Origin of the sequence: Roseibaca calidilacus, assembly GCF_001517585.1 — a bacterium.
GTDB classification, from domain to species: domain Bacteria; phylum Pseudomonadota; class Alphaproteobacteria; order Rhodobacterales; family Rhodobacteraceae; genus Roseinatronobacter; species Roseinatronobacter calidilacus.
The window spans coordinates 746678-771986 of record NZ_FBYC01000004.1 but is presented as its reverse complement, the minus strand read 5'-3'; the positions used below and the strand labels follow the sequence as shown (position 1 = coordinate 771986).

27 protein-coding genes are annotated in these 25309 nt (G+C 63.1%); 19 read left to right on the top strand and 8 right to left on the bottom strand.

Annotated features, from left to right (window positions below):
• Positions 1–18 precede the first annotated feature (18 nt).
• From AWT76_RS07295 to AWT76_RS07275, 5 genes are all read left to right on the top strand, one after another.
• On the top strand, positions 19–303 hold the full coding sequence (locus tag AWT76_RS07295) for an Hpt domain-containing protein (protein WP_176699359.1): 285 nt from the start codon (positions 19–21) through the stop codon (positions 301–303).
• Positions 303–1694 (top strand): sigma-54-dependent transcriptional regulator, encoded by a 1392-nt coding sequence (locus tag AWT76_RS07290; protein WP_072245765.1) that lies wholly within the window; start codon positions 303–305, stop codon positions 1692–1694. The genes AWT76_RS07295 and AWT76_RS07290 overlap by 1 nt, the downstream gene beginning before the upstream one ends.
• 8 nt (positions 1695–1702) lie before the next feature.
• On the top strand, positions 1703–2527 hold the full coding sequence (locus tag AWT76_RS07285; protein WP_072247569.1) for an SDR family oxidoreductase: 825 nt from the start codon (positions 1703–1705) through the stop codon (positions 2525–2527).
• A 78-nt stretch (positions 2528–2605) separates the two neighbouring features.
• Entirely contained in the window at positions 2606–2815 is a 210-nt protein-coding gene (locus AWT76_RS07280; protein ID WP_072245764.1) for a twin transmembrane helix small protein, read from the top strand.
• Position 2816: 1 nt separating this feature from the next.
• A complete protein-coding gene (locus tag AWT76_RS07275) occupies positions 2817–3389 on the top strand; it encodes a cob(I)yrinic acid a,c-diamide adenosyltransferase (protein ID WP_072245763.1) in 573 nt (190 codons plus the stop codon).
• Here the strand turns inward: AWT76_RS07275 and AWT76_RS07270 are convergent.
• Positions 3386–3787, bottom strand: a complete 402-nt coding sequence (locus AWT76_RS07270; protein WP_072245762.1) for a DUF4864 domain-containing protein — start codon at positions 3785–3787, stop codon at positions 3386–3388. The two genes, AWT76_RS07275 and AWT76_RS07270, sit on opposite strands and share 4 nt — an antisense overlap.
• Before the next feature lie 133 nt (positions 3788–3920).
• On the opposite strand from AWT76_RS07270, the gene AWT76_RS07265 reads away from it, so the two are divergent.
• Complete coding sequence (locus AWT76_RS07265) at positions 3921–4796, top strand: CHAD domain-containing protein (RefSeq protein WP_072245761.1); 876 nt, start codon at positions 3921–3923, stop codon at positions 4794–4796.
• Here the strand turns inward: AWT76_RS07265 and AWT76_RS07260 are convergent.
• A complete protein-coding gene (locus tag AWT76_RS07260; RefSeq protein ID WP_072245760.1) occupies positions 4793–6412 on the bottom strand; it encodes a lysine--tRNA ligase in 1620 nt (539 codons plus the stop codon). The genes AWT76_RS07265 and AWT76_RS07260 overlap by 4 nt on opposite strands.
• A gap of 107 nt (positions 6413–6519) precedes the next feature.
• Here AWT76_RS07260 and AWT76_RS07255 point away from each other — a divergent pair, with 107 nt between their 5' ends.
• The 5 genes from AWT76_RS07255 to AWT76_RS07235 all read left to right on the top strand — a co-directional run bounded on the left by AWT76_RS07255 (position 6520) and on the right by AWT76_RS07235 (position 11982).
• Entirely contained in the window at positions 6520–6942 is a 423-nt protein-coding gene (locus AWT76_RS07255; protein WP_072245759.1) for a tellurite resistance TerB family protein, read from the top strand.
• Between the two features lie 18 nt (positions 6943–6960).
• Positions 6961–8016 (top strand): AI-2E family transporter, encoded by a 1056-nt coding sequence (locus AWT76_RS07250; RefSeq protein ID WP_342667183.1) that lies wholly within the window; start codon positions 6961–6963, stop codon positions 8014–8016.
• Positions 8013–8681 (top strand): P-loop NTPase family protein, encoded by a 669-nt coding sequence (locus tag AWT76_RS07245; RefSeq protein ID WP_072245757.1) that lies wholly within the window; start codon positions 8013–8015, stop codon positions 8679–8681. Before AWT76_RS07250 ends, AWT76_RS07245 begins: the two co-directional genes overlap by 4 nt.
• Positions 8682–8801: 120 nt before the next feature.
• Positions 8802–9743 (top strand): META domain-containing protein, encoded by a 942-nt coding sequence (locus tag AWT76_RS07240; RefSeq protein WP_072245756.1) that lies wholly within the window; start codon positions 8802–8804, stop codon positions 9741–9743.
• A gap of 55 nt (positions 9744–9798) precedes the next feature.
• Positions 9799–11982: an RNA degradosome polyphosphate kinase gene (locus tag AWT76_RS07235; RefSeq protein ID WP_072247568.1), complete on the top strand. Its 2184-nt coding sequence runs from the start codon at positions 9799–9801 to the stop codon at positions 11980–11982.
• A 100-nt stretch (positions 11983–12082) separates the two neighbouring features.
• Here the strand turns inward: AWT76_RS07235 and AWT76_RS07230 are convergent, their stop codons facing one another.
• Both AWT76_RS07230 and AWT76_RS07225 read right to left on the bottom strand, forming a co-directional pair.
• Positions 12083–12607, bottom strand: coding sequence for a TIGR00645 family protein (locus AWT76_RS07230; protein WP_072245755.1), 525 nt, complete (start codon positions 12605–12607; stop codon positions 12083–12085).
• A 219-nt stretch (positions 12608–12826) separates the two neighbouring features.
• Complete coding sequence (locus AWT76_RS07225) at positions 12827–13597, bottom strand: transglutaminase-like domain-containing protein (protein WP_072245754.1); 771 nt, start codon at positions 13595–13597, stop codon at positions 12827–12829.
• 121 nt (positions 13598–13718) lie between these two features.
• On the opposite strand from AWT76_RS07225, the gene AWT76_RS07220 reads away from it, so the two are divergent.
• From AWT76_RS07220 to AWT76_RS07200, 5 genes are all read left to right on the top strand, one after another.
• On the top strand, positions 13719–15179 hold the full coding sequence (locus AWT76_RS07220; RefSeq protein ID WP_072247567.1) for a class I adenylate-forming enzyme family protein: 1461 nt from the start codon (positions 13719–13721) through the stop codon (positions 15177–15179).
• On the top strand, positions 15166–15792 hold the full coding sequence (locus AWT76_RS07215) for a DsbA family oxidoreductase (RefSeq protein ID WP_072245753.1): 627 nt from the start codon (positions 15166–15168) through the stop codon (positions 15790–15792). The genes AWT76_RS07220 and AWT76_RS07215 overlap by 14 nt, the downstream gene beginning before the upstream one ends.
• Positions 15789–17015 carry a multidrug effflux MFS transporter gene (locus tag AWT76_RS07210; RefSeq protein ID WP_072245752.1) on the top strand — a complete coding sequence of 409 codons (1227 nt, stop codon included), beginning with the start codon at positions 15789–15791 and terminating at the stop codon, positions 17013–17015. Before AWT76_RS07215 ends, AWT76_RS07210 begins: the two co-directional genes overlap by 4 nt.
• A 66-nt stretch (positions 17016–17081) precedes the next feature.
• Complete coding sequence (locus tag AWT76_RS07205; protein WP_072245751.1) at positions 17082–17936, top strand: SPFH domain-containing protein; 855 nt, start codon at positions 17082–17084, stop codon at positions 17934–17936.
• Positions 17937–17939: 3 nt separating this feature from the next.
• Positions 17940–18257, top strand: coding sequence for an NfeD family protein (locus AWT76_RS07200; protein WP_072245750.1), 318 nt, complete (start codon positions 17940–17942; stop codon positions 18255–18257).
• Positions 18258–18285: 28 nt separating this feature from the next.
• On the opposite strand, the gene AWT76_RS07195 is transcribed toward AWT76_RS07200, so the two are convergent.
• Entirely contained in the window at positions 18286–19305 is a 1020-nt protein-coding gene (locus tag AWT76_RS07195; RefSeq protein ID WP_072245749.1) for a ribose-phosphate pyrophosphokinase, read from the bottom strand.
• Between the two features lie 90 nt (positions 19306–19395).
• Between AWT76_RS07195 and AWT76_RS07190 the strand changes: the two genes are divergently transcribed.
• A complete protein-coding gene (locus AWT76_RS07190; RefSeq protein ID WP_072245748.1) occupies positions 19396–19992 on the top strand; it encodes a 2-hydroxychromene-2-carboxylate isomerase in 597 nt (198 codons plus the stop codon).
• Positions 19993–20073: 81 nt separating this feature from the next.
• Here AWT76_RS07190 and AWT76_RS07185 read toward each other — a convergent pair whose 3' ends face one another.
• A complete protein-coding gene (locus AWT76_RS07185; RefSeq protein WP_072245747.1) occupies positions 20074–20397 on the bottom strand; it encodes a DUF6280 family protein in 324 nt (107 codons plus the stop codon).
• Between the two features lie 209 nt (positions 20398–20606).
• On the opposite strand from AWT76_RS07185, the gene efp reads away from it, so the two are divergent.
• Positions 20607–21170, top strand: coding sequence for an elongation factor P (gene efp, locus AWT76_RS07180; RefSeq protein ID WP_072245746.1), 564 nt, complete (start codon positions 20607–20609; stop codon positions 21168–21170).
• Positions 21171–21204: 34 nt separating this feature from the next.
• A complete protein-coding gene (locus tag AWT76_RS07175) occupies positions 21205–22401 on the top strand; it encodes an META domain-containing protein (RefSeq protein WP_072245745.1) in 1197 nt (398 codons plus the stop codon).
• A gap of 207 nt (positions 22402–22608) precedes the next feature.
• Here AWT76_RS07175 and AWT76_RS07170 read toward each other — a convergent pair whose 3' ends face one another.
• Both AWT76_RS07170 and AWT76_RS07165 read right to left on the bottom strand, forming a co-directional pair.
• Complete coding sequence (locus AWT76_RS07170) at positions 22609–24840, bottom strand: xanthine dehydrogenase family protein molybdopterin-binding subunit (RefSeq protein WP_072245744.1); 2232 nt, start codon at positions 24838–24840, stop codon at positions 22609–22611.
• On the bottom strand, positions 24837–25295 hold the full coding sequence (locus AWT76_RS07165) for a (2Fe-2S)-binding protein (RefSeq protein ID WP_072245743.1): 459 nt from the start codon (positions 25293–25295) through the stop codon (positions 24837–24839). The genes AWT76_RS07170 and AWT76_RS07165 overlap by 4 nt, the downstream gene beginning before the upstream one ends.
• Positions 25296–25309 lie beyond the last annotated feature (14 nt).

The following is a 25309-nucleotide window of genomic DNA, read 5'->3' as shown; positions in this document are numbered from 1 at the left end:
GAGCTGCGGGATGTGCTTTTGGCACAGGTCCAAATGGACCTTGCGCGGTGTCGCGATGTCTTGACGGCTGCACTGGCAAGTTCGGAACCGTCACGCGACATGAACGCTTTGCGCAAGACCGCGCATGAGGTCAAGGGTTTGTCCGTCACATTGGGGGCGGACAGCCTTGCAGACACTGCCGAACAGGCCGAACAGGCCTGCACCGTGCACGACCGCACGGCGCTGGCTGTCTTGCTGCCAATGCTGGAAGCGCAAACCCAACAGGCCGGGGCGACACTGGCCGCGCTGGCGGCGGGCGATTGATGCCGCAGCAAGATACCAAGGCGCATGGCCTGCTTCTGGTAGAGGACACGCCATCTTTGCAGATGCTGTATGCCACGGTGTTGCGCAAGGCAGGCTACAAACCGATGCTGGCCGCCAGCGGTGCCGAAGCCCTTGCAACCTTTGCCGAGCACCGGCCACGGGTGGTGTTGCTGGACCTTATGCTGCCCGATGCCGATGGGCTGATGGTCATGCGCGAAATGCTGGAATTGCAGCCCGAAACGCGCATCATCGTCATCACCGCCAACGGGTCGGTCAATAACGCAATAGAAGCGACGCGCGAAGGCGCGCATGATTTCCTTGTCAAGCCGCTGGGCGATATCCGCATGATCGGGGCGGTTGCCAGCGCCTTTGCGGAATTGCGCGAAGAGGTCAGCCTGACCGTTGACTCTGCCGGGCGTGGGGACGCGCTGGACCGTGCATTCATGGGCCAATCGGCCGCGATGCAAGAGGTCCATAACCGGATCGCGGCAGTGGCCGCATCAACCGCGCCAGTGTTCATCTTGGGCGAAAGCGGCACCGGCAAAGAGCTGTGCGCGCGCGCCGTGCATCTGAAATCGGACCGCGCGGCGCAGCGTTTTGTCACGCTCAATTGTGCTGCGGCCGACCCAGAGATGCTGGAGATCGAACTGTTCGGGCAAAGCGCGCCCAAATCCGGGCGCGGTTCTGCGCAGGCCCAAACCCGCGCCGGTGCGATTGCGCAAGCCGATGGCGGCACACTGTTTGTACAAAACATTCAGGACATGAATCGCGATCTGCAAGCCGCGTTCTTGCGGTTTCTGCAACGCTCCAGCTTTGCGCCGGTCGGCGACACACGCCAGATCAAGGTCGATGTGCGCCTTGTGTGCACCGCCAGCCGCGACCCGACCGAAGACATGCGCGCCGGTCGCCTGCGCGAGGATCTGTATTACCGGCTGTTCGTCATTCCGTTGACCATGCCGCCGCTGCGCGCGCGCGGCACCGATATTCACATGTTGGCGCAATATTACCTGGCCCAGATTGCCGCGGAAGAAGGCAAGCGCTTTTCCCGCTTCAGCCCCGATGTGCTGGACCTGTTCCTGACCCTGCCATGGCACGGAAATGTGCGCGAGTTGATAAATGTCCTGCGTCATGCCGTCGTTTTGCATGATGGAGAGGTCGTGACCCGGGCAATGCTGCCGCATAATCTGGCCAATCTGCCGGACCCGAACCAAGTGCCCCCCACTCAGCCGAACGCAGACCCGTTCGCCGGGTTGACCATGGCCCAGATCGAAGAGCGCGCGATCACGGCGGCCATTTCGCGCCATGGCGGATCTGTGCCGCGCGCCGCGCGCGAACTGGACATCGCGCCTTCGACCATCTACCGCAAGCGCGAGCAATGGGACAAGGCATAGGCCCGCGCATGCGCAGCGTTCTGATTACCGGGTGCAGTTCCGGCATTGGCCATCATGCCGCCCATGCGCTGGCCGCGCGCGGCTGGCAGGTGCTGGCCACCTGCCGCAAGCCCGACGATTGCGCGCGGCTTTGCGCCGAGGGGTTGGACAGCTTTCCGCTGGACCTGACCGACACGGCCAGCATTCACGCGGCACTGGCGCAAACACTGGACCGTACCGGCGGGCGGCTGGATGCGCTGTTCAACAACGGTGCCTTCGCCCTGCCCGGCGCCGTGGAAGACCTGCCAACCGAGGGCTTGCGCGCGCTGTTCGAAACCAACCTCTTTGGCTGGCACGAACTGACCCGCGCGGTCCTGCCCCTGATGCGCGCGCAAGGGCATGGGCGGATTGTGCAGAATTCGTCAGTGCTGGGGCTGGCGGCGCTGAAATGGCGCGGTGCCTATGTGGCCAGCAAATTCGCTCTGGAAGGGCTATCAGACGTGATGCGTCTGGAATTGGCGGGCACGGGCATTCATGTCGCGCTGATCGAACCGGGGCCGATCACCTCGCGCATACGGGAAAATTCGATCCCGCATTTCGAGCGGTGGATCGATTGGGAAAATAGCCCCCGCGCCGCGCAATACCGTGGCAGCCTGCTGGCGCGGCTATATGATAAGCGCGACCCCGATGTTTTTGAACTGCCGCCCGAAGCGGTCACGAAACGACTGATCCACGCGCTGGAAGCGCGCCGCCCACGCGCGCGCTACCCGGTCACAACACCCACCTACCTGCTGGGGGCATTGCGCCGGGTGCTGCCCACGCGGGTTCTGGACATGATCTTGCAGCGGCTGTAACCCCACGCGAAATTAGGGGTCGCAACGCGCGGCAATAAGATTAAGTTGCGCGCAAGGCGCAACGACAGGGGACTGGCCATGTTCGCAAATGATCCGTTATTCATAGCTGCGGTGGTGGCCTGTCTTGTGGTGCTGGGCGTTCTGGTGGTGGGCATTGGCGGTTTCGGCCGCGGTGGGGCCTTCAACCAGAAACACGGCAACCGCATGATGCGCTACCGACTGATCGCGCAGTTCATCGCGGTCCTGCTGATCGTCGCCTTCGTCTATTTCCGGCAAAAAGGGGCCTGACATGGTTGTTCTGAACAAGATTTACACGCGCACCGGTGATGCGGGCGAAACCGCTTTGGGCAACGGCATGCGGGTCGCCAAACATTCGCAGCGCGTGACCGCTTATGGCACGGTCGATGAGTTGAACGCCGTCATGGGCCTTGCGCGGCTGCACGCGACAGGCGACATGGCCGCCGCCATGGCGCGCATTCAGAACGACCTGTTCGATCTGGGCGCGGATCTGTGCCGCCCCGATATGGAGCGCGACGCAGAGGAAGAATACACCCCCTTGCGGATGATCCCGGCGCAGATCGACCGGCTGGAAGCTGAGATCGACGCGATGAACAAAGACCTGCAACCCTTGCGCAGCTTCATCCTGCCCGGTGGCACGCCTTTGGCCGCGCATTTCCACCTGTGCCGCACGGTCGCGCGCCGCGCTGAACGCGAAACCATTGCACTAGCGGCGATTGAATCCGTCAACGAGTCGGCGGTGAAATACCTGAACCGGCTGTCCGACTGGTTTTTCGTCGCCGGTCGTGTGGTCAACAATAACGGCGCCGACGACATTCTGTGGGTGCCCGGCGCGAACCGTTAAGCGCCCACCTGCCCGTCGCGCACGATCTGGACGCCGTCGATCTGCCAGCCTGCGTCAGACGGGATCATCTGGTAGTCTAGAAAATGCAGACGCCCCTCCGCGTCACGGATCATCACGCGCTGAATGCGGGCCGCGCCCATCTCGCGCAGGTCCAGCATCTGCACGTCGGCGGGGCGATAGACCATCGGGTAGCCGCTTTGCACCATCTGGCCAAACCGCTCGGGCGTGCCGAACAGGCGCTTGATCGTCGGGCTGGCATGGTCAAACGCGGCGGTGAAATCATCGGCCTGAAAGGCGCTGATCTGGTCGCGGATGACATCGGGTATCTCTGAGCCTTGGGCGCGCAACCCAGCGGGCGCAAGGGAAATGGCAAGCAACAGGGCAATCACGTAGCGCATGGCATGTCCTTTCTTGTCTGGATGGTTACGCTACGCGGGCGCGTTCGGATCAGTTTCAGGCCATGGCCATGGATCGGCCCTGCCCGTGCCATAATCGCACGGCACGCTGCCCCGATTGGATCAACCCCTGCATATGACGATGAAACTGGCCTATCCGTCCAACCGTCCAAAGCTGCAACCCGCGCTGCGCCAAGTGCTGAGCGCGCGCGCCAGCATGGCATGTGCAGAGGTCGCGCAACATGGCAGCGCGGCCAGCCTGTTTATGCTGCGAAAACGCGCCAAGGAATGTCGCGGGCTGTTGCGGCTGCTGCGCGGCGGGTGGGACGAGGCCAAAGACTGGAACGCGCAGCTTCGCGATGCCGCCGCCCGTCTGGCCCCTGCCCGCGATGCCGAGGTGATGCTGACCACCTTCGACGATCTGACCGCGCGGCGCCGCGCCCCTGCCGATTTCGACAGCCTGCGCGCGGCCGTGCTGGACGAGATTGAACTCTGGAATTCTGCAAGCGACCCCATGGCGCTGCAAGAATTTTCCGGTATGATGGCAGACTTCGCCGATGCCGCGCAAAGCGCACGCCTCCATGGCAAGACCGCACCGCTTGTCTGGGGCAACCTTGCACGAACATGGATCAAGGGCCAGCGCGCCTATTGCGCGGCCAGCATGGCGGGCGAGGACGCAACCGCCTTTCACACCTGGCGCAAGCGACTAAAACAGCATTGGTATCAAGCGCGGTTTTTCAAACCAATCGACCGGCCCGCGCTGCGCGGCCATATCGCTCAGGTCGACAGGCTTGCGCGCACCTTGGGTGCGCATAACGATCTGGATGTGTTGCACATATTTCTGCGCGCGACCTGCACAAACGACCCCGCCTTGGCGCGGCTGGAGCCGGACCTGATTGCCGCGCGCGCCCGTTTCGCGCGGCAGGCGTTGCATATGGGCCATGCCCTCTATGCCCAGCCCAACCCGACAGAGGGTTGGGCGAAAGCGTGGCAGGTTTGGCGCAAAGCCTAGGCGGTCAGATCGCCCGCCAATGCGCGGTCAATCAGAGCGACGGTTTCGGCCAACCCGTAGAGTGCTATGAAGCTGCCCCAACGCGGCCCCTGGTCCGACCCCAGAAGCACCTCATACAGCACCTTGAACCATGCGCGCAGGTTGTCGAAACCATGCGCCTTGCCAGTATCGCGCACCACCGACATGAACAGTTCTTCGGAAAAGCTGTCATATTCGGCGGCATGGGCTTCGGGCACTGCGCCCGTCTCTGCCATGGTTTTCAGCGTTGCGGCCAATTCCACCAGTGCCGCGCGCTCGGCATCGTCGGGGGCGCGGGGCTTTAGCGTGGGGGCCACGAAATCTGCGAAATAGCGCACGGCAAAACCGGCCGCTTGGTCAAGGTCCGGGTGCGTGTCTGGCGCGGCTTCGGGCGCGTAGCGGCGGATAAAGCCCCAAAGCGTGTCCTTGTCCTGCGCACGGGCAACCGACGCAAGGTTCAGCAAAAGCGAGAAACTGACCACCATGCCAGACGCGGGCACCTGCCCGCCATGGATATGCCAGACCGGGTTCGCGGCTTGCTGATCGGCATCTTGCCCCGGAAAGGCGCGCAATTGCTGGTGATATTCATCCACCGCTTTTGGGATCACATCCCATGACAGGCGCTTGGCGGTGCGCGGTTTCAGGAACATGTAATACGACAGCGATTCCGTGCTGGCATAGGTCAGCCATTCGTCAATGCTGATCCCGTTGCCCTTGGATTTGCTGATCTTCTCGCCCTGCTCATCGAGGAACAATTCATAGATGTAATGCTCGGGCGCGCGCCCGCCCAAGATCTCGCAAATCCGGTCATAGATGGGCGTGTTGGCGGCGTGGTCCTTGCCATACATCTCGAAATCCACGCCAAGCCCGGCCCAGCGTGCGCCGAAATCGGGCTTCCATTGCAGTTTTACATGGCCGCCGGTCACAGGCAGCGTCCATTCGCGCCCGTCCTCGTCGTCAAATGTGATTTCACCCTTCGCGCCATCGACATGCTTCATCGGCACATACAGAACGCGGCCGGTTTCGGGATGGATGGGCAGGAAGATGGAATAGGTTTGCTGACGTTCTTCGCGCAAGGATTTCAGCATGACCGCCATAAGGTCATCATAGCGTTCGGCAGCGCGCAGCAACACCGGGTCGAACTGGCCGGATGCGTAATATTCCGTGGCCGAGATGAATTCGTAATCAAACCCGAACGTGTCCAGAAACCGGCGCAACATGGCGTTGTTATGCGCGCCGAAACTGTCATGCGTGCCGAACGGGTCGGGCACCGCGGTCAGCGGTTTTTGCAGATGTTCGGCCAGCGCGCTCGGGTCGGGCACGTTGTCGGGCACCTTGCGCATACCGTCCATGTCATCGGAAAAGCAGATCATCCGGGTCGGGATGTCGCTGATCGCCTCAAACGCGCGGCGGATCATGGTTGTGCGCGCGACCTCTCCAAACGTGCCGATATGCGGCAGGCCAGAGGGGCCATAGCCGGTTTCAAACAGCACATAGCCCTTTTCCGGCGGCGCGTCCTTGTAGCGCGCGGCCAGTTTCCGGGCTTCCTCGAAGGGCCAAGCTTTCGAGGTCAGGGCAGCGTCGCGCAGGCTGGACATGGGTCTGGTCACTTCCGTGTGGGGGGGCTGGTTTGGCCTTGGTTCCTATTGCGGCGGCGCGCCCGCGTCAATATTCTGCACCTGCACGCATAACACAGGACAAAGATATGCCCCCCCTTCCGCACCCGATGTCGCCGCAAGACAGCCTTGTCGCGGTGATGATCGCGGTTTCCGCCGCCGACCAAAGCATTCGCACCGCGGAACTGGTCGCCATCCAGACGCTGGTGAACCACCTGCCGATCTTTGCGGAGTATGATTCCGACCGCATCCGGGTCATGGCCCAGACCGTGTTCGAACTGTTCGAGGAAGATGACGGGCTGGATGCGCTGTTCGGGTTGGTGCGCGACAGCCTGCCAGAGGTGCTGCACGAAACCGCCTATGCGCTGGCTTGCGACGTGGCCGCCGCCGACGGGTTGCTGGCGCAGCCCGAATTGCGCATGCTGGAAGAAATCCGCCATGAGCTGGGGATAGATCGGCTACATGCCGCCGCCATCGAACGCGGCGCACGCGCGCGCCACATGACAGTGTAAGGGGTATTCGCCGTGGCCATGCCGATAGACCAACAGTTGCGCTATTGGGGCCTTGCGGGGCTGGTCTTTATTGCCCTGTTATGGGTGATGGGGGATGTGCTGTTGCCCTTCATCACGGGCATGGCGATGGCCTATTTCCTGAACCCGGTTGTGACCAAGCTGCAAAACAGGGGGGTGCCGCGCACCGCCGCGGTCTCTGCGCTGATGGCGCTGGCCTTTGGCGTGGTGGTGCTGGCCGGGGGGCTGATTATCCCGGCCGTGGTCACTCAGGCGGTGCAGTTTTCCGAAACCGCGCCGGACCTATTGACACGCCTGCAAGAATTCCTGACCGCACGCTTTCCCGATATCGCGCAACTGGAAGACACGCTGCGCAATTCGCTGTCATCGCTGGGTGAGGCGATCCGCGACCGGGGTGCGGCCTTGGCGCAGGGTGTGCTGCGTTCGGTTTCGGGGCTGGTGGGCGCGCTGGTCTTTCTGGTGGTCACGCCGGTCGTGGCCTTTTACCTTCTGCTGGATTGGGAACGCCTTGTGCGCCAGATTGACGACCTGCTGCCACGCCAGCACGCACCGGTGCTACGCCACCTGGCCGGAGAGATTGACGCCAGCATCGCCGGGTTCGTGCGCGGTCAGGTGACGGTGTGTTTCATCCTTGCCGCCTATTACGCGACTGCGCTGGGCCTGATCGGGCTGCAATTCGGGCTGGCGATTGGCGTCACGGCGGGGCTGATTTCCTTCATCCCCTATATTGGCGCCATCATCGGGGGCGCGTTGGCGATTGGCGTCGGGCTTTGGCAGTTCTGGGGCAGCCCGCTGGAAATCGGGCTGGTGCTGGCGGTGTTCGTTTTCGGGCAGATGCTGGAAGGAAATGTGCTGGTGCCGCGCATTGTCGGAGATTCGGTTCGGCTGCACCCGGTCTGGCTTTTGTTCGCCGTCTCGGCCTTTGGGGCGCTTTTGGGCTTTACCGGCATGCTGATCGCAGTGCCGCTGGCGGCCAGCATCGGGGTGCTGGTGCGCTTTGGCGTGGCGCAATACATGGACAGCAAGCTTTATGGCAAAGGCGGAGAGCCGAAATGACGCCCCGGCAAGCCGCTCTGCCGCTGGTTCTGCCCGCGCGCATGGGGCGGGCCGATTTCGTGCCAAGTGCTTGCAATGCGGCAGCGCTGGGGCTGCTGGGCGCGCCTTTGCCCGGCGGTCGCTTGGTGCTGCATGGGCCAGAGGGGTCGGGTAAAACGCATCTGGGCCATATCTGGGCAGAGGCACGCAATGCAGTGCATCTGGACGGCACCGCGCTGGCCCGGGCCGATCTGCCCGGCGCAGTCGCGCAAGGGGCGGTCTGGCTGGACAATGCCGCGCAGGTGGCCGACAGCGCTGACGGGCAAACCGCGCTGTTTCATTTGCTGAACCTTGCGCAGGCGCATGACGCCGAAGTGGTGATGGCCGCGCGCCCCCCCGCCCGCGATTGGGGTGTGACCCTGCCCGACCTTGCCTCGCGGCTGGGTGCCTGCACTCATGTCGCCGTCGCCGCGCCTGATGACACGCTGCTGGCCGCCGTATTGGCCAAGCTGTTCGCGGATCGGCAAGTGGTCATATCCGAGCGGCTGATTCCCTATCTGCTGCCCCGGATGGAACGGTCGCTGGCGGCCGCGCAAAGGCTGGTCGCGCAGCTTGATGCCAATGCCTTGGCGCGCGGCAAACCCATCGGGCGGGCGCTGGCGGCAGAACTTATGCAAAGCGATTGACCTGCGCCGCCCCCGGCACGCGCAAGGGGCCATGCATATTCTGAACAGCGCGACTTGTGGCACGGCAAGCGCGTGCTTACTGTCGTGTCATTGCATTAAATCACACTCGAGGCCTTTGCCGTGATCCGCTCTCTTCTGTTTGTCCTTGCTCTGATTATGGCCGCGCCGATTGCCGCCGCCCAGACCACCCGCCAGATCAGCGGCGAGGTGGTGCTGCTGGAACGAATCGCCCTGCCCTTTGGCACTAGTTTCATGGTTGACCTTGTCGATGCCGACGACACCAAGGCCGCTGAAAGCCGGGCCGAAATTGGCGATACCCAAAGCCCGTTCGCCTTTGCGCTGGACGCGCCCACCGACCGCGCCTTGATCCTGCGGGCCGGGCTGCGGGCACCCGGCGGTCAATTTTGGCTGACAGAACCCTATGCCCTAAACCCCGGCACTGATGATATCACGCTGCCCCCGCTGCGGGCGATTGCAACACCGCCCATGGGCTTTGCCAGCCTGCTCGATTGCGGCGGGCAATATGTGGAAATCGGCTTTCTGCCGGAAGAATTGCGCTTGCGCTTCAACGAGCAGGTGCTGACGCTGGTGCCGCGCCCGGCGGCCTCTGGCGCGTATTACGAGCAGGCCGACAACCCCGCGACATCTGCGCATCTGAAAGCCGGGTCTGCAATTCTGACCATTGACGGTGCGCAACTGGCCGACTGCCGCTTCATCGCTGCCAGTGAAGAACTGGCGCGCGGGGTCTGGAACCTGACCCAGATTGACGGCAATGCGGCGCTGTTTCCGTCGCGCACCGAATTGGTGTTCTTTTCCGATGGGCGCATGTCCGCCACGGTGGGCTGCAACCGGCTGATCGGCGGGTTTCAGCGCCATGGCGGCATTCTGACCTTTGGGCGCATTGCCAGCACCATGATGGCCTGCACGGACGCCACGATGGCGCAGGAACAGCGCTTTGCCCGCGCCTTGGAACGTGTGGATGGCTACCGGCTGTCCCCAGAGACGGGGCGGCTTTCGTTGACCGCCCAAGGCGCGGTCGTCATCGACGCCCGCCGCCAATAATGAAATGCGCCTGCGCCGTTACAAAACCTACATCAAATCTGGTTATGCGAACCCTATGACACACACGACCCCCACGGCAGATTTTCTGTCCAGCCCCTTCCCCGCGCCCGTAACCCTGTCGGATTTCGACCCGGCCGGACCGGACCGTTTCTTCAACCGCGAATTGTCGTGGCTGGCCTTTAACTGGCGCGTGCTGGAAGAGGCGATGAACCCACGCGTGCCGCTGCTGGAACGCGTGCGCTTTCTGTCCATCTCGGCGGCCAATCTGGATGAATTCTACACCGTCCGCGTGGCGGGTCTGCGCGAATTGGCGCGTGCCGGGCATAGCACCCCGTCGGATGACGGCAAAACCCCCGCCGAACAGCTTGTGCTGATCGACGAGGATGCGCGCCGCCTGATGGATTACCAGCAAGAAGTCTGGGCCAAACTGCGGCCGCTTCTGGCAGAAGAAGGCATCACCATCCTGTCGCGCCATGAGCTGACGGCCGAAGACCGCGCATGGTTGCAGGACTGGTATCTGAACAATGTCTTTCCGGTGCTGTCGCCGCTGGCCATTGACCCGGCGCATCCCTTCCCCTTCATCCCCAATGCCGGTTTCTCTTTGGCGTTGGAACTGGAAGACCCGTCTGGTCGCCAGTTGGACGCGCTTGTGCCCATCCCCAACCAGATTGACCGTTTCGTCCGGGTGGGCACCAATCCCGTCCGTCTGCTGCCCTTGGAAGAACTGGTGCTGGCCGAACTGGACAGCCTGTTTCCGGGTTACGCGCTGCGTGGCTCTTGCACCTTTTCGGTGCTGCGCGACAGCGACCTAGAGGTCGAGGAAGAAGCCGAAGATCTTGTGCGCGAATTCGAGGTTGCGCTGAAACGCCGCCGCCGGGGCGAGGTGGTGCGCCTGAAACTATCGCAAGGCGCCACTGCCGACCTGCGCGACATGGTCATGGACAAGCTGCGCGTCGCCCCCGAAGAAGTGGTCGAAGTGCGTGGGATCATGGGCATCACCACACTGAAGGAACTGATCCTTGATGAGCGGCCTGACCTGCTATGGCCCAGTTTCAGCCCGCGCGTGCCCGAACGTGTTCAGGACCATGATGGCGACATGTTCGCCGCCATCCGCCAGAAGGACATGCTTCTGCACCACCCCTATGAAACCTTCGACATGGTGGTGCGCTTCTTGCAACAGGCCGCGCGCGACCCCGATGTGCTGGCCATCCGCCAGACACTGTATCGCACCTCGCGCAACAGCCCCATCGTGGAAGCCCTGTGCGAGGCGGCCGAGGACGGCAAATCCGTGACCGCCCTTGTCGAATTGAAAGCCCGCTTTGACGAGGCCGCCAATATTCGCCAGTCCCGCCGCCTGGAGCGCGCGGGCGCGCATGTGGTCTACGGCTTCGTGAATTACAAGACCCATGCCAAGATCAGCACCGTGGTGCGCCGCGAAGGCGACCGGCTGGTGACCTATACCCATTGGGGAACGGGCAATTACCATCCCATCACCGCCCGCATCTATACCGACCTGTCGCTGTTCACCTGCGACGCGGCCTTGGGGCGCGATGCGGCGCGGGTGTTCAACTATGTCTCGGGCTATGCCGAACCTGCGCGGCTGGAAAATCTGGCGATTTCGCCCATGGGCATCAAACCGCGCCTGCTGGACATGATTGCCGCAGAGGCCGCGCGCGCCCGCAAAGGCGAACCCGCAGAAATCTGGGCCAAGATGAATTCGCTGATAGAGCCGGATATCATTGACGCGCTTTATGATGCCAGCCGCGCGGGCGTGAAAATCAGCCTTGTCATTCGTGGCATCTGTGGCTTGCGGCCCGGCATTGCGGGGCTGTCAGAGAATATCCGCATTAAATCGGTCGTGGGCCGGTTTCTGGAGCATTCGCGCATCGTGTGCTTCGGCAATGGCGCTGCGCTGCCGTCTGGTCAGGCGCGGGTGTTCATGTCTTCCGCCGATTGGATGGGGCGCAACCTGAACCGCCGGGTGGAAACACTGGTCGAGATCATGAATGACACGGTCAAGGCGCAGATCGTGGGCCAGATCATGGCCGCCAACCTTGCGGATGAGGCGCAAAGCTGGGTGCTGCAACCCGACGGCCCGGCCCGGCGCGTGCTGCCCGAAGATGGTGACGACCGCCGCCTGTTCAACTGCCACCGATTCTTCATGGAAAACCCGTCCCTGTCCGGGCGCGGGTCGGCGGGCGCGGATGACGTGCCAGAACTGACGCATGGATTTGATTGAGGGCGGGGGAAGGTCCGCAAACGGCCTTCCCGCACCCGATGACCCATCGCGCCGCCAAGGCCCGGCGGCAAGCTTCGCCGGTTAAAGGCGGCGGAAGCGGTCAGGTTTTCGGAAGCTTTGATCGCTTCAGGGCTTTGGCATGGTTGGCGATCCAATCCATCGCAGCAAGAAGAACGCCCGAGACGACAAAGACCAAATGGATGATAATCATCCACTGGATCTGCGCATCGGTGTATTTCTCGATATCCATGAACACCTTAAGAAGGTGAATCCCGGAAATTGCCACGATAGAGGCCACGAGCTTGAGCTTCAGCGCAGAGAAGTCGACATCGCCCTGCCAGTCGAACCGATCTTCATGTTCCTTAAAGTCCATACGGCTGACAAAATTCTCATAGCCCGAGAAAATCACGATCAGAAGCAGGTTCGCCGCAAGGCTCAGGTCGATCAGAGCAAGAACGCCAAGGATCGCATTATCGACCGTCATCGACGGGATTTGACCTACGAAGCGGACCAGTTCCACCCCGAAAACCCAGACAAGCGCAGCCACGGTGACCACAAGCCCAAGATACATCGGTGCAAGCAGCCAACGACTGGCAAAAAGAGTATTCTCGATCAGACGTTCCATAATGTGTTCACACTTGCCAGAGGGTCGCCACCATAAGCGAGCGTCCAAGTATGGCAATCTTGGCCCGTTCGCAAGTGATCTTTCAAGCAGCGGCCGCGCCAGCACCCGGCAAGGGCCGCAAGGCTGAACCCGGTCTTGGGAATGGGCCTGCCGACTGGTCGTTCATCGGCAAAGAGGTCGCTCAACGAGGGTGTGCAAATGACGGTTTTGACGGCCTTCTCAGCCCACCCGCACCTCTTGCCGCACCACGGTCGCCCAGCCTGCCGTTTCCATGAAGGCCACATCGCCCGCGTCGCGGCCAGAGGCGATCACGGCGAAGTTGCCCGGCGTGCTCATCCCCGTCGGGTCCACCAGTTGCCAGCCGCCCTCCAGCCAGACCTCGGCGCAGGCGTGGAAATCGGGCGGTGTCACGCTGGGGCTGTAGCCCGAAACATAGCGCGCGGGCACCCCGGCGGCGCGGGCAAAGGCACAAAGCAAATGCGCATAGTCGCGGCACACCCCCTGCCGCGTGACGAATGTGTCCAGCGCGGTGGTCGCAGCATCTGACGCGCCGGGCACATAGCGCAGATTGCCCGCCACCCAGTCGCGCATGGCGGCGATCATCGCGCCCCCCGACAAATGCCCGAACCGGTCCTGCACAAATGGCCCAAACCGGTCCGAGGGGCAGAACAGCGACGGGCGCAGTGCCGCCAGCGCCTCTGTGGGCAGATCGTGCATGGGAACGGCCGACAGCCTGTCCAGCAGCGGTGCCGCGCGGGATATCTGAACCCGCGCCGCGTAGCGGGCCAGCAGGCGCACGCCCTCATGCAAGACCCAGACACGCTGACCCGCCGCCCCGGCCTGATCCAACCATGAAAGCTGGGCATCTTGCACCTGCAAATCGCTGTGCAGGATGGTCTGCGCGGGCGATGGCAGCACTGCAAGCGCCAGCAAGACCGGATCGCCCGGTTCCAGCGCATAGTCCATGGTCACATCGATGGTCACGATCATGCTTGAAGCCTTTGCTGCGGGAATGGGGCGCTGTGCCGCCCTTGCATGTTCAGGCGGGCTGCGTCAACGCTTGTGCGGCTGGGTGCTTGCATCTTTCACACGGGCGCGCCTATGTCATGGCATGACCGCCCATTGCCCTGCCCCGTTCAACCTGACCGCCCATGTGCTGGCGGCGGGTTTGCAGACCCCTGACAAGATCGCGCTCGAGATCTTGCGCGCCAGCCGGGCCGAACGGTGGTCCTTTGCGCGGCTGGACGCAGCGGTGCGCGGCACCGGCACGGGTTTGGCGGCGCTTGGCTTGCCACCGGGCGCACGGGTGCTTTTGCGCTTGGGCAATAGCGTGGGTTTTCCGCTGGCCTTTCTTGGGGCTGTGGCGGTTGGGCTGGTGCCCGTGCCGACCTCTACCGCGCTGACCGGGCCAGAGATTTCGGCCATGGCCAAGGGGTTGAACCCCGCGCTGGTTATCGCGGAAGAAGGCGTCGCCCTGCCCGACCACCCGGCCCCCGTCCTGACGCTGGAGCAGTTGCGCGCCATGCGCGATCTGCCGCCATGTGCCTATGACATGGGCGCGCCCGACCGGCCCGGATATATCGTCTTCACCTCTGGCAGCGGCGGCACCCCGCGTGCGGTGGTGCACGCCCATCGCGCGGTCTGGGCGCGGCGGATGATGTGGGATGGCTGGTATGGGCTGCGCACCGATGACCGGGTGTTGCACGCAGGCGCGTTCAACTGGACCTACACGCTGGGCACCGGGCTGATGGACCCTTGGGCGATTGGGGCAACCGCCTTGGTGGTCGCGCCCGGTGCGCCCATGAGCCTGCTGATGCGCCGCCATGATGCCACGATCTTTGCCGCCGTGCCGGGCGTGTATCGCCAGCTTCTGGCAGCGGGCCGCTTGGGCGCGCTGCCGCGCCTGCGCCATGGGCTGTCGGCGGGCGAAAAACTGCCAGAGGCCACACGCGCGGCATGGGCCGCCGCCACGGGCACAGCGATTTACGAAGCGCTCGGTATGTCCGAATGTTCGACCTATATTTCCGCCAGCCCCACGCGGCCTGCGCCTGACGGCGCGATTGGCTACCTGCAAGACGGGCGGCGCATATCCGTGCAGGACGGTGTTTTGGCCATTCACCGCGATGATCCGGGCTTGATGCTGGGCTATCTGGGGCCGGATGGGCCGCATCTGCCCTTGCACGGCGACTGGTTCGTGACCGGCGACCGCGTAGCGCAAGCCAAGGATGGCGCGATCACCTATCTGGGCCGCGACGATGACATGATGAATGCGGGCGGCTTCCGGGTCTCTCCACTAGAGGTAGAGCGCGCATTGGCCGACGCCCCCGGTATTGACGATATCGCTGTGACCGATGTCGAAATCCGCCCCGATGTGCGGATCATTGCCGCGTTTTACACCGCGCCAGCGCCGCTGGACGACGCAGCGCTCAACGCCTTTGCAGCCGGGCGGCTGGCGCGCTACAAGCAGCCGCGACTCTACCAGCATTTGCCCAGCTTGCCACGCGGGGCGAATGGCAAACTTTCCCGGCGCGCGCTGCGGGCCCAGTTCAAGGCAGATGATGATAACGCTTGAGATCTATTCCGACCCGGTCTGCCCGTGGTGCTATATCGGCAAGGTCGCGCTGGAGCGCGCGATGGAGGCGCGCCCTGACCATCCGTTCGCGGTGACATGGCACCCGTTCATGCTAAACCCCGACATGCCCGCAGACGGCATGGACCGGCAGGAATACCTTGAGCTGAAATTCGGCGCCGACCTGATGAGCGCTTACGGCCCTATCGTGAAACGCGCCGAAGCGCTGGGGTTGGATCTAAACCTGCCCGCGATCACGCGCCAACCCAACACCGCTGCGGCGCATGCGCTGATCCATTGGGCCGGGCTGGAAGGCAAGCAGAACGCTGCCGTAAGCGCGCTGTTCCGGGCGTATTTCAAAGAGGGTCGCGACATTGGCGCGCGCGATGTGCTGTTGAGAATTGCTGACAGTATCGGCATGGACCGCGATCTGACCGCGCGCCTGCTGGATGCCGGCGCGGATCGCGACGCGGTAATAGACGCCGACCGCACCGCCCGCACGCGTGGCATACAAGGCGTGCCGTTTTTCGTGGTGGCAGGTCAGCACGCTGTCCCCGGCGCGCAGGACACCGAATTATGGGTGCAGGTGATCGACGAATTGGCGGAACGGGCATGACCTGGCCGCGCCCCACCCGCCCGCTGCATTTCGGCGAATTCGTCGCATTGATGGCGCTGATGATGTCCTCTGTGGCCTTCAGCATAGATGCCATGCTGCCCGCGCTGCCCACGATCGGGCTGGAATTGTCGCCCGACGCGCCTCAGAAAGGCCAGCTGGTGATTACCAGCTTCGTGCTGGGCATGGGGCTGGGCGTCATGATCTGCGGGCCGGTGTCCGACGCATACGGGCGCAAATCGGTGCTGCTGATCGGGATCGCCGCCTATATCGCGGGCTCGCTTCTGGCCATGCAGGCGCAAAGCATTGACGGGCTGCTGGCCGCGCGCTTCCTGCAAGGGCTGGGGGCTGCCGCGCCGCGCGTGATCGCCACCGCCATGGTGCGCGACATGTATGAAGGGCGCACCATGGCGCGGGTCATGAGCATTATCATGACCCTTTTCATCCTTGTGCCGGCGCTTGCGCCCTCTATCGGGGCGGTCATCATCTGGCTGGCCGACTGGCGCGCGGTGTTTCTGGCCTTCGTGGGCTTTGGCCTGATCGCGGCTGCGTGGCTTATGCTGCGCCAACCCGAAAGCCTGCCCCCAGACCGCCGCCGCGCGCTGTCCTTGCGCAACATCTGGGCGGCAATTGTGGAAATCGTGACCACGCCCGCCGTGATGATCTATGTAGTAACACTGGTATTTGCCTTTGCGCCCTTGTTCGCATGGCTGTCGAACCTGCCGATGATCTTTGCCGATGTCTATGATCGCGAGGCAAGCTTTCCCATCTGGTTCGGCGTCACCGCGCTGATCGCGGGCAGCGCCAGCGTGGTCAATGCGAAACTGGTCATGCGGCTGGGCATGAAGCGGATCGCCACGCTGGCCTTCGGCTTTCAGGCCGGGGTATCATTGTTCTTTCTGGCCCTGTTGCAGTTCAACCTGCCTGCACCGTGGGATTTCGCGTTTTTCTTCGCTTTCATGTGCAGCGCGTTTTTCTCGATCGGGCTGACCTTTGGCAATTTGAACGCGCTGGCGCTGCAACCCTTGGGGCATATGGCTGGCATCGGGGCGTCGGTCATCCAATCGCTTTCGACCGTGGGGTCGGTCATGGTCGCGGTGCCGATTTCGCTGGCCTATAACGGCACGCCCCTGCCGCTGATAACCGGCATGGCGTTTTGCGCCTGCTCGGCGCTGGCGCTGATGTTGATCGCGCAGCGCCTTGCCCCAGAGCAGCCCGCCGAATAGCATTCAATTTCCATCTTTTGCCTTGTAGAAGGTAGTTGAAGGTATTTTCGTTAAAGGTGTCATGACATGGAACTGATCCTCGCCCTTGCCGTTCTGATCGTGTTGATCGTGCTGATGGGCCTGAAAATCGTGCCGCAGGCGCAGAATTTCGTTGTTACCCGACTGGGCGCTTACCACCGCACGCTGGATGCGGGCGTGAATGTGATCGTGCCGTTTCTGGACAAGGTCCATTCCAAGGTGCCGGTCAATGACCAAGTGCTGAATGATATCCAGCTAGAGGTCGTCTCTGCCGATAACGTGGTATTCGGGGCCAAGCTGCTGGTTGTCTACCGTATTGAAAACGCAGAAGCCGCCGTGTTCCGCGTGAACAAGATCGATGAATTGGTCATCGGGCTGGTGCAATCGCTGGTGCGTTCGGAACTGGGCAAGGTGGAACTGGACGCGGTGCAATCGGATCGCGGTTCGCTGAACGTGGCGCTGCTGACCGCATTGGAAGACGCGGGCAAGACCTATGGTATTCGCATTTCACGCTCGGAAATCATCGATGTGAACCTGAACGCGACAACACAGGCCGCCATGGCCGAAGTGCTGGCCGCCGAACGCGAACGCCGCGCCGCCATCACCCGCGCCGAAGGCGAGCGGCGCGCGACCGAGTTGAACGCCGATGCCGAGCTTTATGAAGCGCAGCGCAAGGCCGACGCCATTCGCGCCATCGCGCAGGCCAATGCGGAATCGAACCGGATGCTGGCCCTGTCACTGGACAGCGACAGCGCGCGCGAGGCGTTGATCTTCCAGACCGCCCGGATGCAGGTCGAAGCCTTGGAAGGGTTGGCGAAATCATCCAATGCCAAGCTGATCATGCTGCCGGGCGGGCCATCGAACAGCTTCCGCGAAGCCGCCGCCATCCTGAAGGAGATGTAAACCATGGACCTGTTCGCCCTGCCCGACTGGTCCATCTGGGGGCTGATTGCCGTTATCCTTCTGGTGGGCGAAATGCTGACCACCGCCTATGTGGCCTTGGGCTTTGCCGTGGCGGCCGGGCTGATGGGGCTGATCGTCTGGCTGGTGCCGGGGCTGCCCGTGGTGGTTCAGGCCTTTATCTGGGCCGCGCTGGGTCTGGCGATCTGGCTGGGGCTATCGCGCTGGAACACGCAGCGCCACAAACGCCCCGACATAAACGACTACGACCCGCGCGACAGCCTGCCGCCCTCTGACCGGGGCGGCTGGACCGGCAAAGACTAGACGGGGGCGCAGCGCGCGCCCCCCGCACTTAAACGCTGGAATACAGCCCCTCATAGATCGGCTGCAACGTCTCTGTATCGAACAGCGACGAGACAGATGTGCCTTTCCATGTGTTCAGGATCGCTTGGGCAAACATGGGCGCCGTGGCCACAATGCGGATATTGGGCGCAGCTTTCACCGCATCGGTCGGCGCGATGGAATCGGTTATGATCAGCGATTTCATCACCGATTTGGTAATCCGCTCCACCGCCGGGCCGGACAGCACGCCATGGGTGATGTAGCTGTGCACTTCGGTGGCCCCCGCTTCCATCAGCACTTCGGCTGCCTTGCACAAGGTGCCTGCGGTGTCGCAAATGTCATCGACGATGATGCAGGTCTTGCCGCTGACATCCCCGATCACGGTCATTTCCGACACTTCGCCCGCCTTCTCGCGCCGCTTGTCGACAATCGCCAGCGGGCAGCCCACACGTTTGGCCAATTCGCGCGCCCGCGACACCCCGCCCACATCGGGAGAGATAATCATCACATCATCCAGCCGCCCTTTGAAATGGTGCAGCACATCCAGCGCGAAAACCGGCGCGGCATACAGGTTGTCCACCGGAATGTCGAAAAACCCCTGTATCTGCGTGGCGTGCAGGTCCAGCGTCAGCACCCGTTCGATCCCCGCCTGCGCGATCATATTGGCGACCAGCTTGGCGGAAATCGGCGTGCGCGCCTTGGTGCGGCGGTCTTGGCGCGCATAGCCGAAATACGGGATCACGGCAGTGATGCGCGCAGCGGATGAGCGTTTCAGCGCATCGGCGATAATCAACAACTCCATCAGGTTGTCATTTGCCGGGCGCGAGGTCGATTGCAGGATGAACATGTCCTCGCCCCGGACATTTTCGTAAACTTCGACAAAGATTTCTTGGTCATTGAAACGTTCGACCCGCGCATCGACCAGTCCGACATTGACGCCGCGATGCAACGACATGCGCCGCGCAATGGCCTTGGACAGTTCGGGATTTGAATTCCCGGCAATCAGCTTGGGTTCGGTACGGTCGATCATGGGGGTTTCCTTGGCGAGTCGCGACGTTGACACCGCTTACCACCCCGATACGGTCTTGGAAATGTTACAAGCAGCCAAAAGGGACCGCAGATGTCGCAGATTGACTACTACCTAAGCCCGATTTCGCCATGGACGCATCTTGTCGGGGGCCGCGCCGCCCGGATTGCCCGCAAGGCGGGTGTGACGTTGCGCTACAAACCGCTGGACCCGATGGCGCTGTTTCCGCGCACCGGCGGACAGGTTCTGGCTGACCGCCATGACAGCCGCAAAGCCTACCGCTTGCAAGAACTGGACCGCTGGTCGCGCCGCCTTGGCGTGCCTTTGAAGCTGCACCCCGCGCATTTCCCGACCAACCCCGCGCCCGCCGCCTATGCGATCATTGCCGCGCAGGAAACAGGCGGCGGCGACATTGACGCGCTGGTCACCGGCCTGAGCCGCGCATGTTGGGAGGACGACCGCAACATCGCCGAGGATGACGTGATCCGCGACTGTCTGGCAAAAGCGGGCTTCGATACCGGGCTGGCCTTTTCCGGCATGTTGCAAGGCGCAGAGATCTACCCCCGCAACCTTGAAGACGCGATAGAAGCCGACGTGTTCGGCGTGCCCTTCTTCGTGGTGGATGAGGCGCGGTTCTGGGGGCAAGACCGGCTGGATTTTCTGGCCGATCACCTTGGCGTGACCCTGTAACCCAGCAGCCCGCTTTCAGACACGAAAAAACCCCGCACCGATCACGGATGCGGGGTTTTTTCAGGTCCGGTCCAGCGTTGTTCAGGCCGCTTCGGCCTCTGCCTCGGCTGCGGCACGGCGTTCACTTTCCTCGCGCGACAGCGCAACAGAGGTGCGCACACCCTTGGCCACGAATTCCATCAATCCGGCGACAACGCGCTCATTGGGGTCGATTCCCGCACAGCTCAGCACTTCGCGGCCATCGCGCGAGCGTGCCCAGCGGGCAATCTGTTCCGGCCCGTTGCCGTATTTCTTGTCATCGGCGATCGCGTCATCCAGCGCCGCCAGCACCACCGCCGCAAACAGCTTGCGTGCCCGCGCGCCCTGCTCATGGGTAAACGCCGTTCCATCCGCCGCATCAAACATGTTCTTTCCTTTGTTCTTGCTCTTGCATTCACCGCGAACGCCTGCCTACCCTTTTTGAAGACTGATTCGCTAGCCCGCCAACGCATACCACCCATGCAAATTTTGCATAGCACATCACAAGGCGGCTCCATATCCTGTTCTTGCGCGGCTTGGCATCACGCGATATAGCATCCGACAAGAAAAGTCGCGTCCTCGCCAAGGTTTGTCCCATGCCCAAAATCAACGGTAACGAAATTCGCCCCGGCAATGTGTTGGAGCATGACGGCGGCCTGTGGGCCGCGGTGAAAGTGGGCCATGTGAAACCCGGCAAGGGCGGCGCCTTTGCCCAGGTCGAGATGAAGAACCTGCGCGATGGGCGCAAACTGAACGAACGCTTCCGGTCGGATGACAAGGTCGAGCGTGTGCGGCTGGAGCAAAAAGACCAGCAATTTCTGTATGAAACCGATGGCCGCCTTGTGGTCATGGATATGGACACATTCGAGCAGATCGAACTGGATGCCGAGATCCTTGGCGACCGCCGCCCTTTCTTGCAAGACGGCATGACCGTCACGGTGGAATATTACGGCGAGGAAGCATTGAACATGACGCTGCCGCAAAAGGTGATCTGCAAGGTTGTTGAAACCGAACCGGTCGTCAAAGGCCAGACCGCGGCCAACAGCTTCAAGCCCGCCCTGCTGGACAATGGCGTGCGCGTGCTGGTGCCGCCCTTCGTCGGGCAGGACGAGGACATCGTCGTCAACACCGAAACCTTCGAGTATTCCGAACGCGCCTGACCCTCTTGCGCGGCTTCGGTCCGGGGCCAGGCCTATGCGTGTCATTGCCATATCCTGCGCAATCACAGCCCTTGCACAGGGCGTGCAGGCGCGTGACGTGGCCCTGACGCTTGACTGGCCGACCGATACAGCCCCGGCAACAGAGATTGTCGCCGTCACCCGTGACACGGCAGGCGCTGTTCTGGACACCCAACGCCTGACCCTGCCCGCCGACACGCGCAACGCGGTGCTGCCCCTGCCAAGCCTGTCTCGCCAAGCCAGCACAGTGCAGGTCGGCGCGTTGGTGGATGATGCTTTTGCGTTGCAAAGCGCGCGCGCCCCCGTCGAAGGCGGGCAAGCGCCCGAACAGATGCAGCTAAACGCGGCGCTGAGCGCAAGTTTCTCTGACGCGTATCTGTGCAATTCGGGGCAGGTGATCGCGCTTTTCCCCGATGGCGACGCGGTCCGGTTAGAGGGCCAACGCTTCAGCCCCGCGGCGCTGGAAGGGAGGTTTACCGCCCCCGACGGGACGGTCCTGAACCGCGCGCCCGGCCTGCTGCAACTGGAAACCGCCGAAGGCACGCTGATCGACAGCTGCCAAGCCATTCCCGCACGCCCCATCCTGCCGCTGACGGCACTGGGGCCGGATGCAAGCTGGAAAGTGCACACAGAAGTCGCCGGGTCCATGGTTCTGACCACGCCAGAGCCGCCGGCCGATCCCGTGCCAGAGCTTGCCCCGACCAAGATCACCCGAACCGCCGATGACGTGTATGCATTCAGAATCGGACGCCAGACCCTGCGGGTAGAACACCGCCCTTGCCAGCTTCCGGGGCTGGACATGCCCTATCCCTTCACCGCGCAGCTTTCGGCCCCGGGGGCCAGTTTTCCACCGGGCTGCGCGGGCAACCCGCTGCATGCGCTGGAAGGGCCGGTCTGGCAGGTCACGCATCTGTATGGGCTGCCCCTGCCCCGCGCGGATGAAAGGATGACGGATTTCTCGGTTCAGGTTAATGCCGGGCGGCTTTCGGGGCGGACAAACTGCAACCGCTACCTTGGCCGCGCCGCGATTGCCGAAACCCGTTTGCAGGTCACCGACCTTGGCACCACGCGTCTAAGCTGCCCGGCCAACCAGTCCAATCTTGAAATCCGCTTTCTGGACGCGCTGGAAGCTGCCACCGGGATCAAGCACCTGCCGGATGGTAGTTTGGCGCTCTATGCCGGGCCGGTGGCCGTGCTGGTTGCAACGCGGTGACGCACGCCTTCAACATTCGGGATCGCACCGCGCCGAGAGGCTGAGAGGAACCCAAAGCGACAGATGCGGCACGACGCAGGAAGGCGCGCTCTTATCAGTTGCCAGAAACCTGACATAGCTTAAGAAAGTTATGCCAAGAGTTTCTGACATCAGATTTTCAAAGAACTGGTTTGAGCGGCCTTGGCCACTGCCCCGCGTGAACCAATCCTAAACCCCGAAATCCGCCACATCGCGCAGGGGCAGGCTGCGCGCGCGTGTGCCTGTCAGGGCAAACAGCGCATTGGCGAGCGCGGGCATGGCGGGCGGTGTGCCGGGTTCCCCCACACCGCCCATATGCGGGTTGTCTTGCAGGATCGCGACCTCGATGCGCGGCGTGTTGACCATGCGCAAGGCGTCATAATCGGGGAAATTGGCTTGCTCGACTGCGCCACCCGCGAAGGTGATCTTGCCCATCACCGCCGCCGATAGCCCGTAGATCAGCCCCGATTCCATCTGCGCGCGCACAATGCCGGGGTCCAGCACCAGCCCCGGATCACAGGCCATGAAGGCACGGTCCATGCGGATGCGCTCGCCATCCTGCGCCAGTTCGATCACCACCGCCGTGGGCGTGCCGAAAGACCATGTCATCGCCACGCCGCGCGCGCGGCCTTCGGGCAGGGGCGTGTCCCAGCCCGACATCTCGCGCACGCGGGTCAGCACGCCTGCGGCAACCGGGCTTTCGGGCGCGACATGCGCCAGCCGAAACGCCAGCGGGTCGGCCCTGGCAGCATGGGCCAATTCATCGACAAAGCTTTCATGAAAGAACCCGTTGAAAGACGCGCCCACCGACCGCCAGAAGCCGATGGGCACGTCCAGATCGGCCAGATGCCCCGCCACGCGGTAATTCGGGATCGCATAGGGCTGGTCGAACGCGCCTTCGACATGCCCCTTATCGGCCCCGCCGGGCGCGCGGCCCATGATCCGCGTCATGGCGGCGCGGGTGACGGATGGCGCGGCAATCGCGGCGTTGAAATGGCTGATGCGGCCCTGATCTAGCGCGCCTTGCATCCGCGCTATGGCGGCGGGGCGGTAGAAATCATGCCCCATATCTTCCTCGCGCGACCATGTCAGGCGAATGGGCGTGCCGGGCATGGCGGCGGCAATGCGGGCGACTTGGGCGACCGCATCGGTTTCCGCGCGCCGCCCGAACCCGCCCCCCATAAAGGTCGTGTGCAGGGTGATCGCATCCTCGGCCAGCCCAGACGCTTCAGCCGCCTTTTGCACGCAGAGGCGCGGCGCTTGGTTGCCAGCCCAAAGGGTCATGCGCCCGTCTTGCAACCATGCCGTTGCGCCTTGGGGTTCCATCGTGGAATGGGCAAGGAAGGGCACGCGATACTCGGCGCTGATCGCGCCGTCTGGCAAGGTGGTCGCGTCACCCTCATCGCGCAGGGTGGAATTTGGTTCTGTGTCGAACGCGGCCTCTATAGCGGCGAACATGCCGTCCATATCGGCAGGCAGAGGCGAGTCTGTCCATGTGATATCCACCGCCCGCGCCCCTTCCAGCGCGGCCCATGTGTTGCGCGCGACCACGGCCACGCCATTGCCCATGTCGATCACCTGTTCAACGCCGGGCATGGCCAGCGCAGGCGCGGGATCAAACCCCGCCATGCCGCCGCCCAGATGCGGGCAGATGCGGACGGTGGCGAATTTCATCCCCGGCAGTTGGATATCGGTTGCATATTGCGCTTTGCCCGTGATCTTGGCGCGCATATCGGGGCGCGGCAAAGCACGACCCAGCAATTTCCACTCTGATTGCGGGCGCAAGGTTACATCGGGCACCGGGCGCGCGGCGGCCTCTTCCGCCAAATCGGCATAGGGAATACGTCTGTCGTCGGGGGCGATGACAGCCCCGTCTTCGGTGCGCAACTCCGCTCTGTTCACCCCCAGACGGTCGGCTACGACCGCCTTCAGCGCCTCGCGCGCGCCAGCACCGGCCAGCCGCATCTTCTCATAGGCATCGACGGTCGAGGTGGACCCACCCGTCACCTGCAACCCCAGCAGCTTGCTGACTGCGCCAAGCCCGCCGACCACGCTATGTTGCCAATCCTTCATGGCGTAATCGGCAACGGGCAGCGCACCATGCATCAGCGCGCCGTTGTAATAAGCGGCAGAGGGCGGGCCATGCTCGACCCGGATGGACGCGAAATCCACGTCCAGTTCTTCGGCTACAAGCGCGGCAAGGGTGGTGTGCACGCCCTGCCCCATTTCGGCGCGCGGCGCGATGATGGTCACACCCGTCTGGTCAATGATGACATAGGGGTTCAACGTGGCGCCCTGATCGGGGGCCAGCGGGTTTTCGACCGGTTTGCGAATGTGATAGACGCCAAATGCCGCGCCGCCCGCCACCGCGACCGCACCCAGCAAAAGCCCGCGCCGCGTGATCTTGCCCAAGGTGCTCATTGGTCTGACCCCATCGCGCGCGCCGCATCATGGATGGCCGCGCGCAGGGCGGTATAGGTGCCGCAGCGGCACAGGTTGCCGCTCATGGCGGCGTCAATATCGGCATCGGTGGGCGCAGGATTATTGGCCAGCAGATCCGCCGCCTGCATGATCTGGCCGGACTGGCAATAGCCGCATTGCGCGACTTGGTGACGTTCCCACGCCGCTTGCAGGGGCGTCTGGCCGCCAAGCCCTTCAATGGTCGTGACCGGACCCCACAGATCGCCCACCGCCACTTGGCACGACCGCACGGCTTGGCCCGCGACATGCACGGTGCAGGCCCCGCAAGCGGCAATACCGCACCCAAACTTGGTACCGGTCAGTCCCAACTCGTCGCGCAGCACCCATAAAAGCGGGGTGTCCGGCGCGGCATCTGTCTGGATTTCGGCGGCGTTCACGGTCAGGGTAATCGACATAGCGGCGGTTCCTT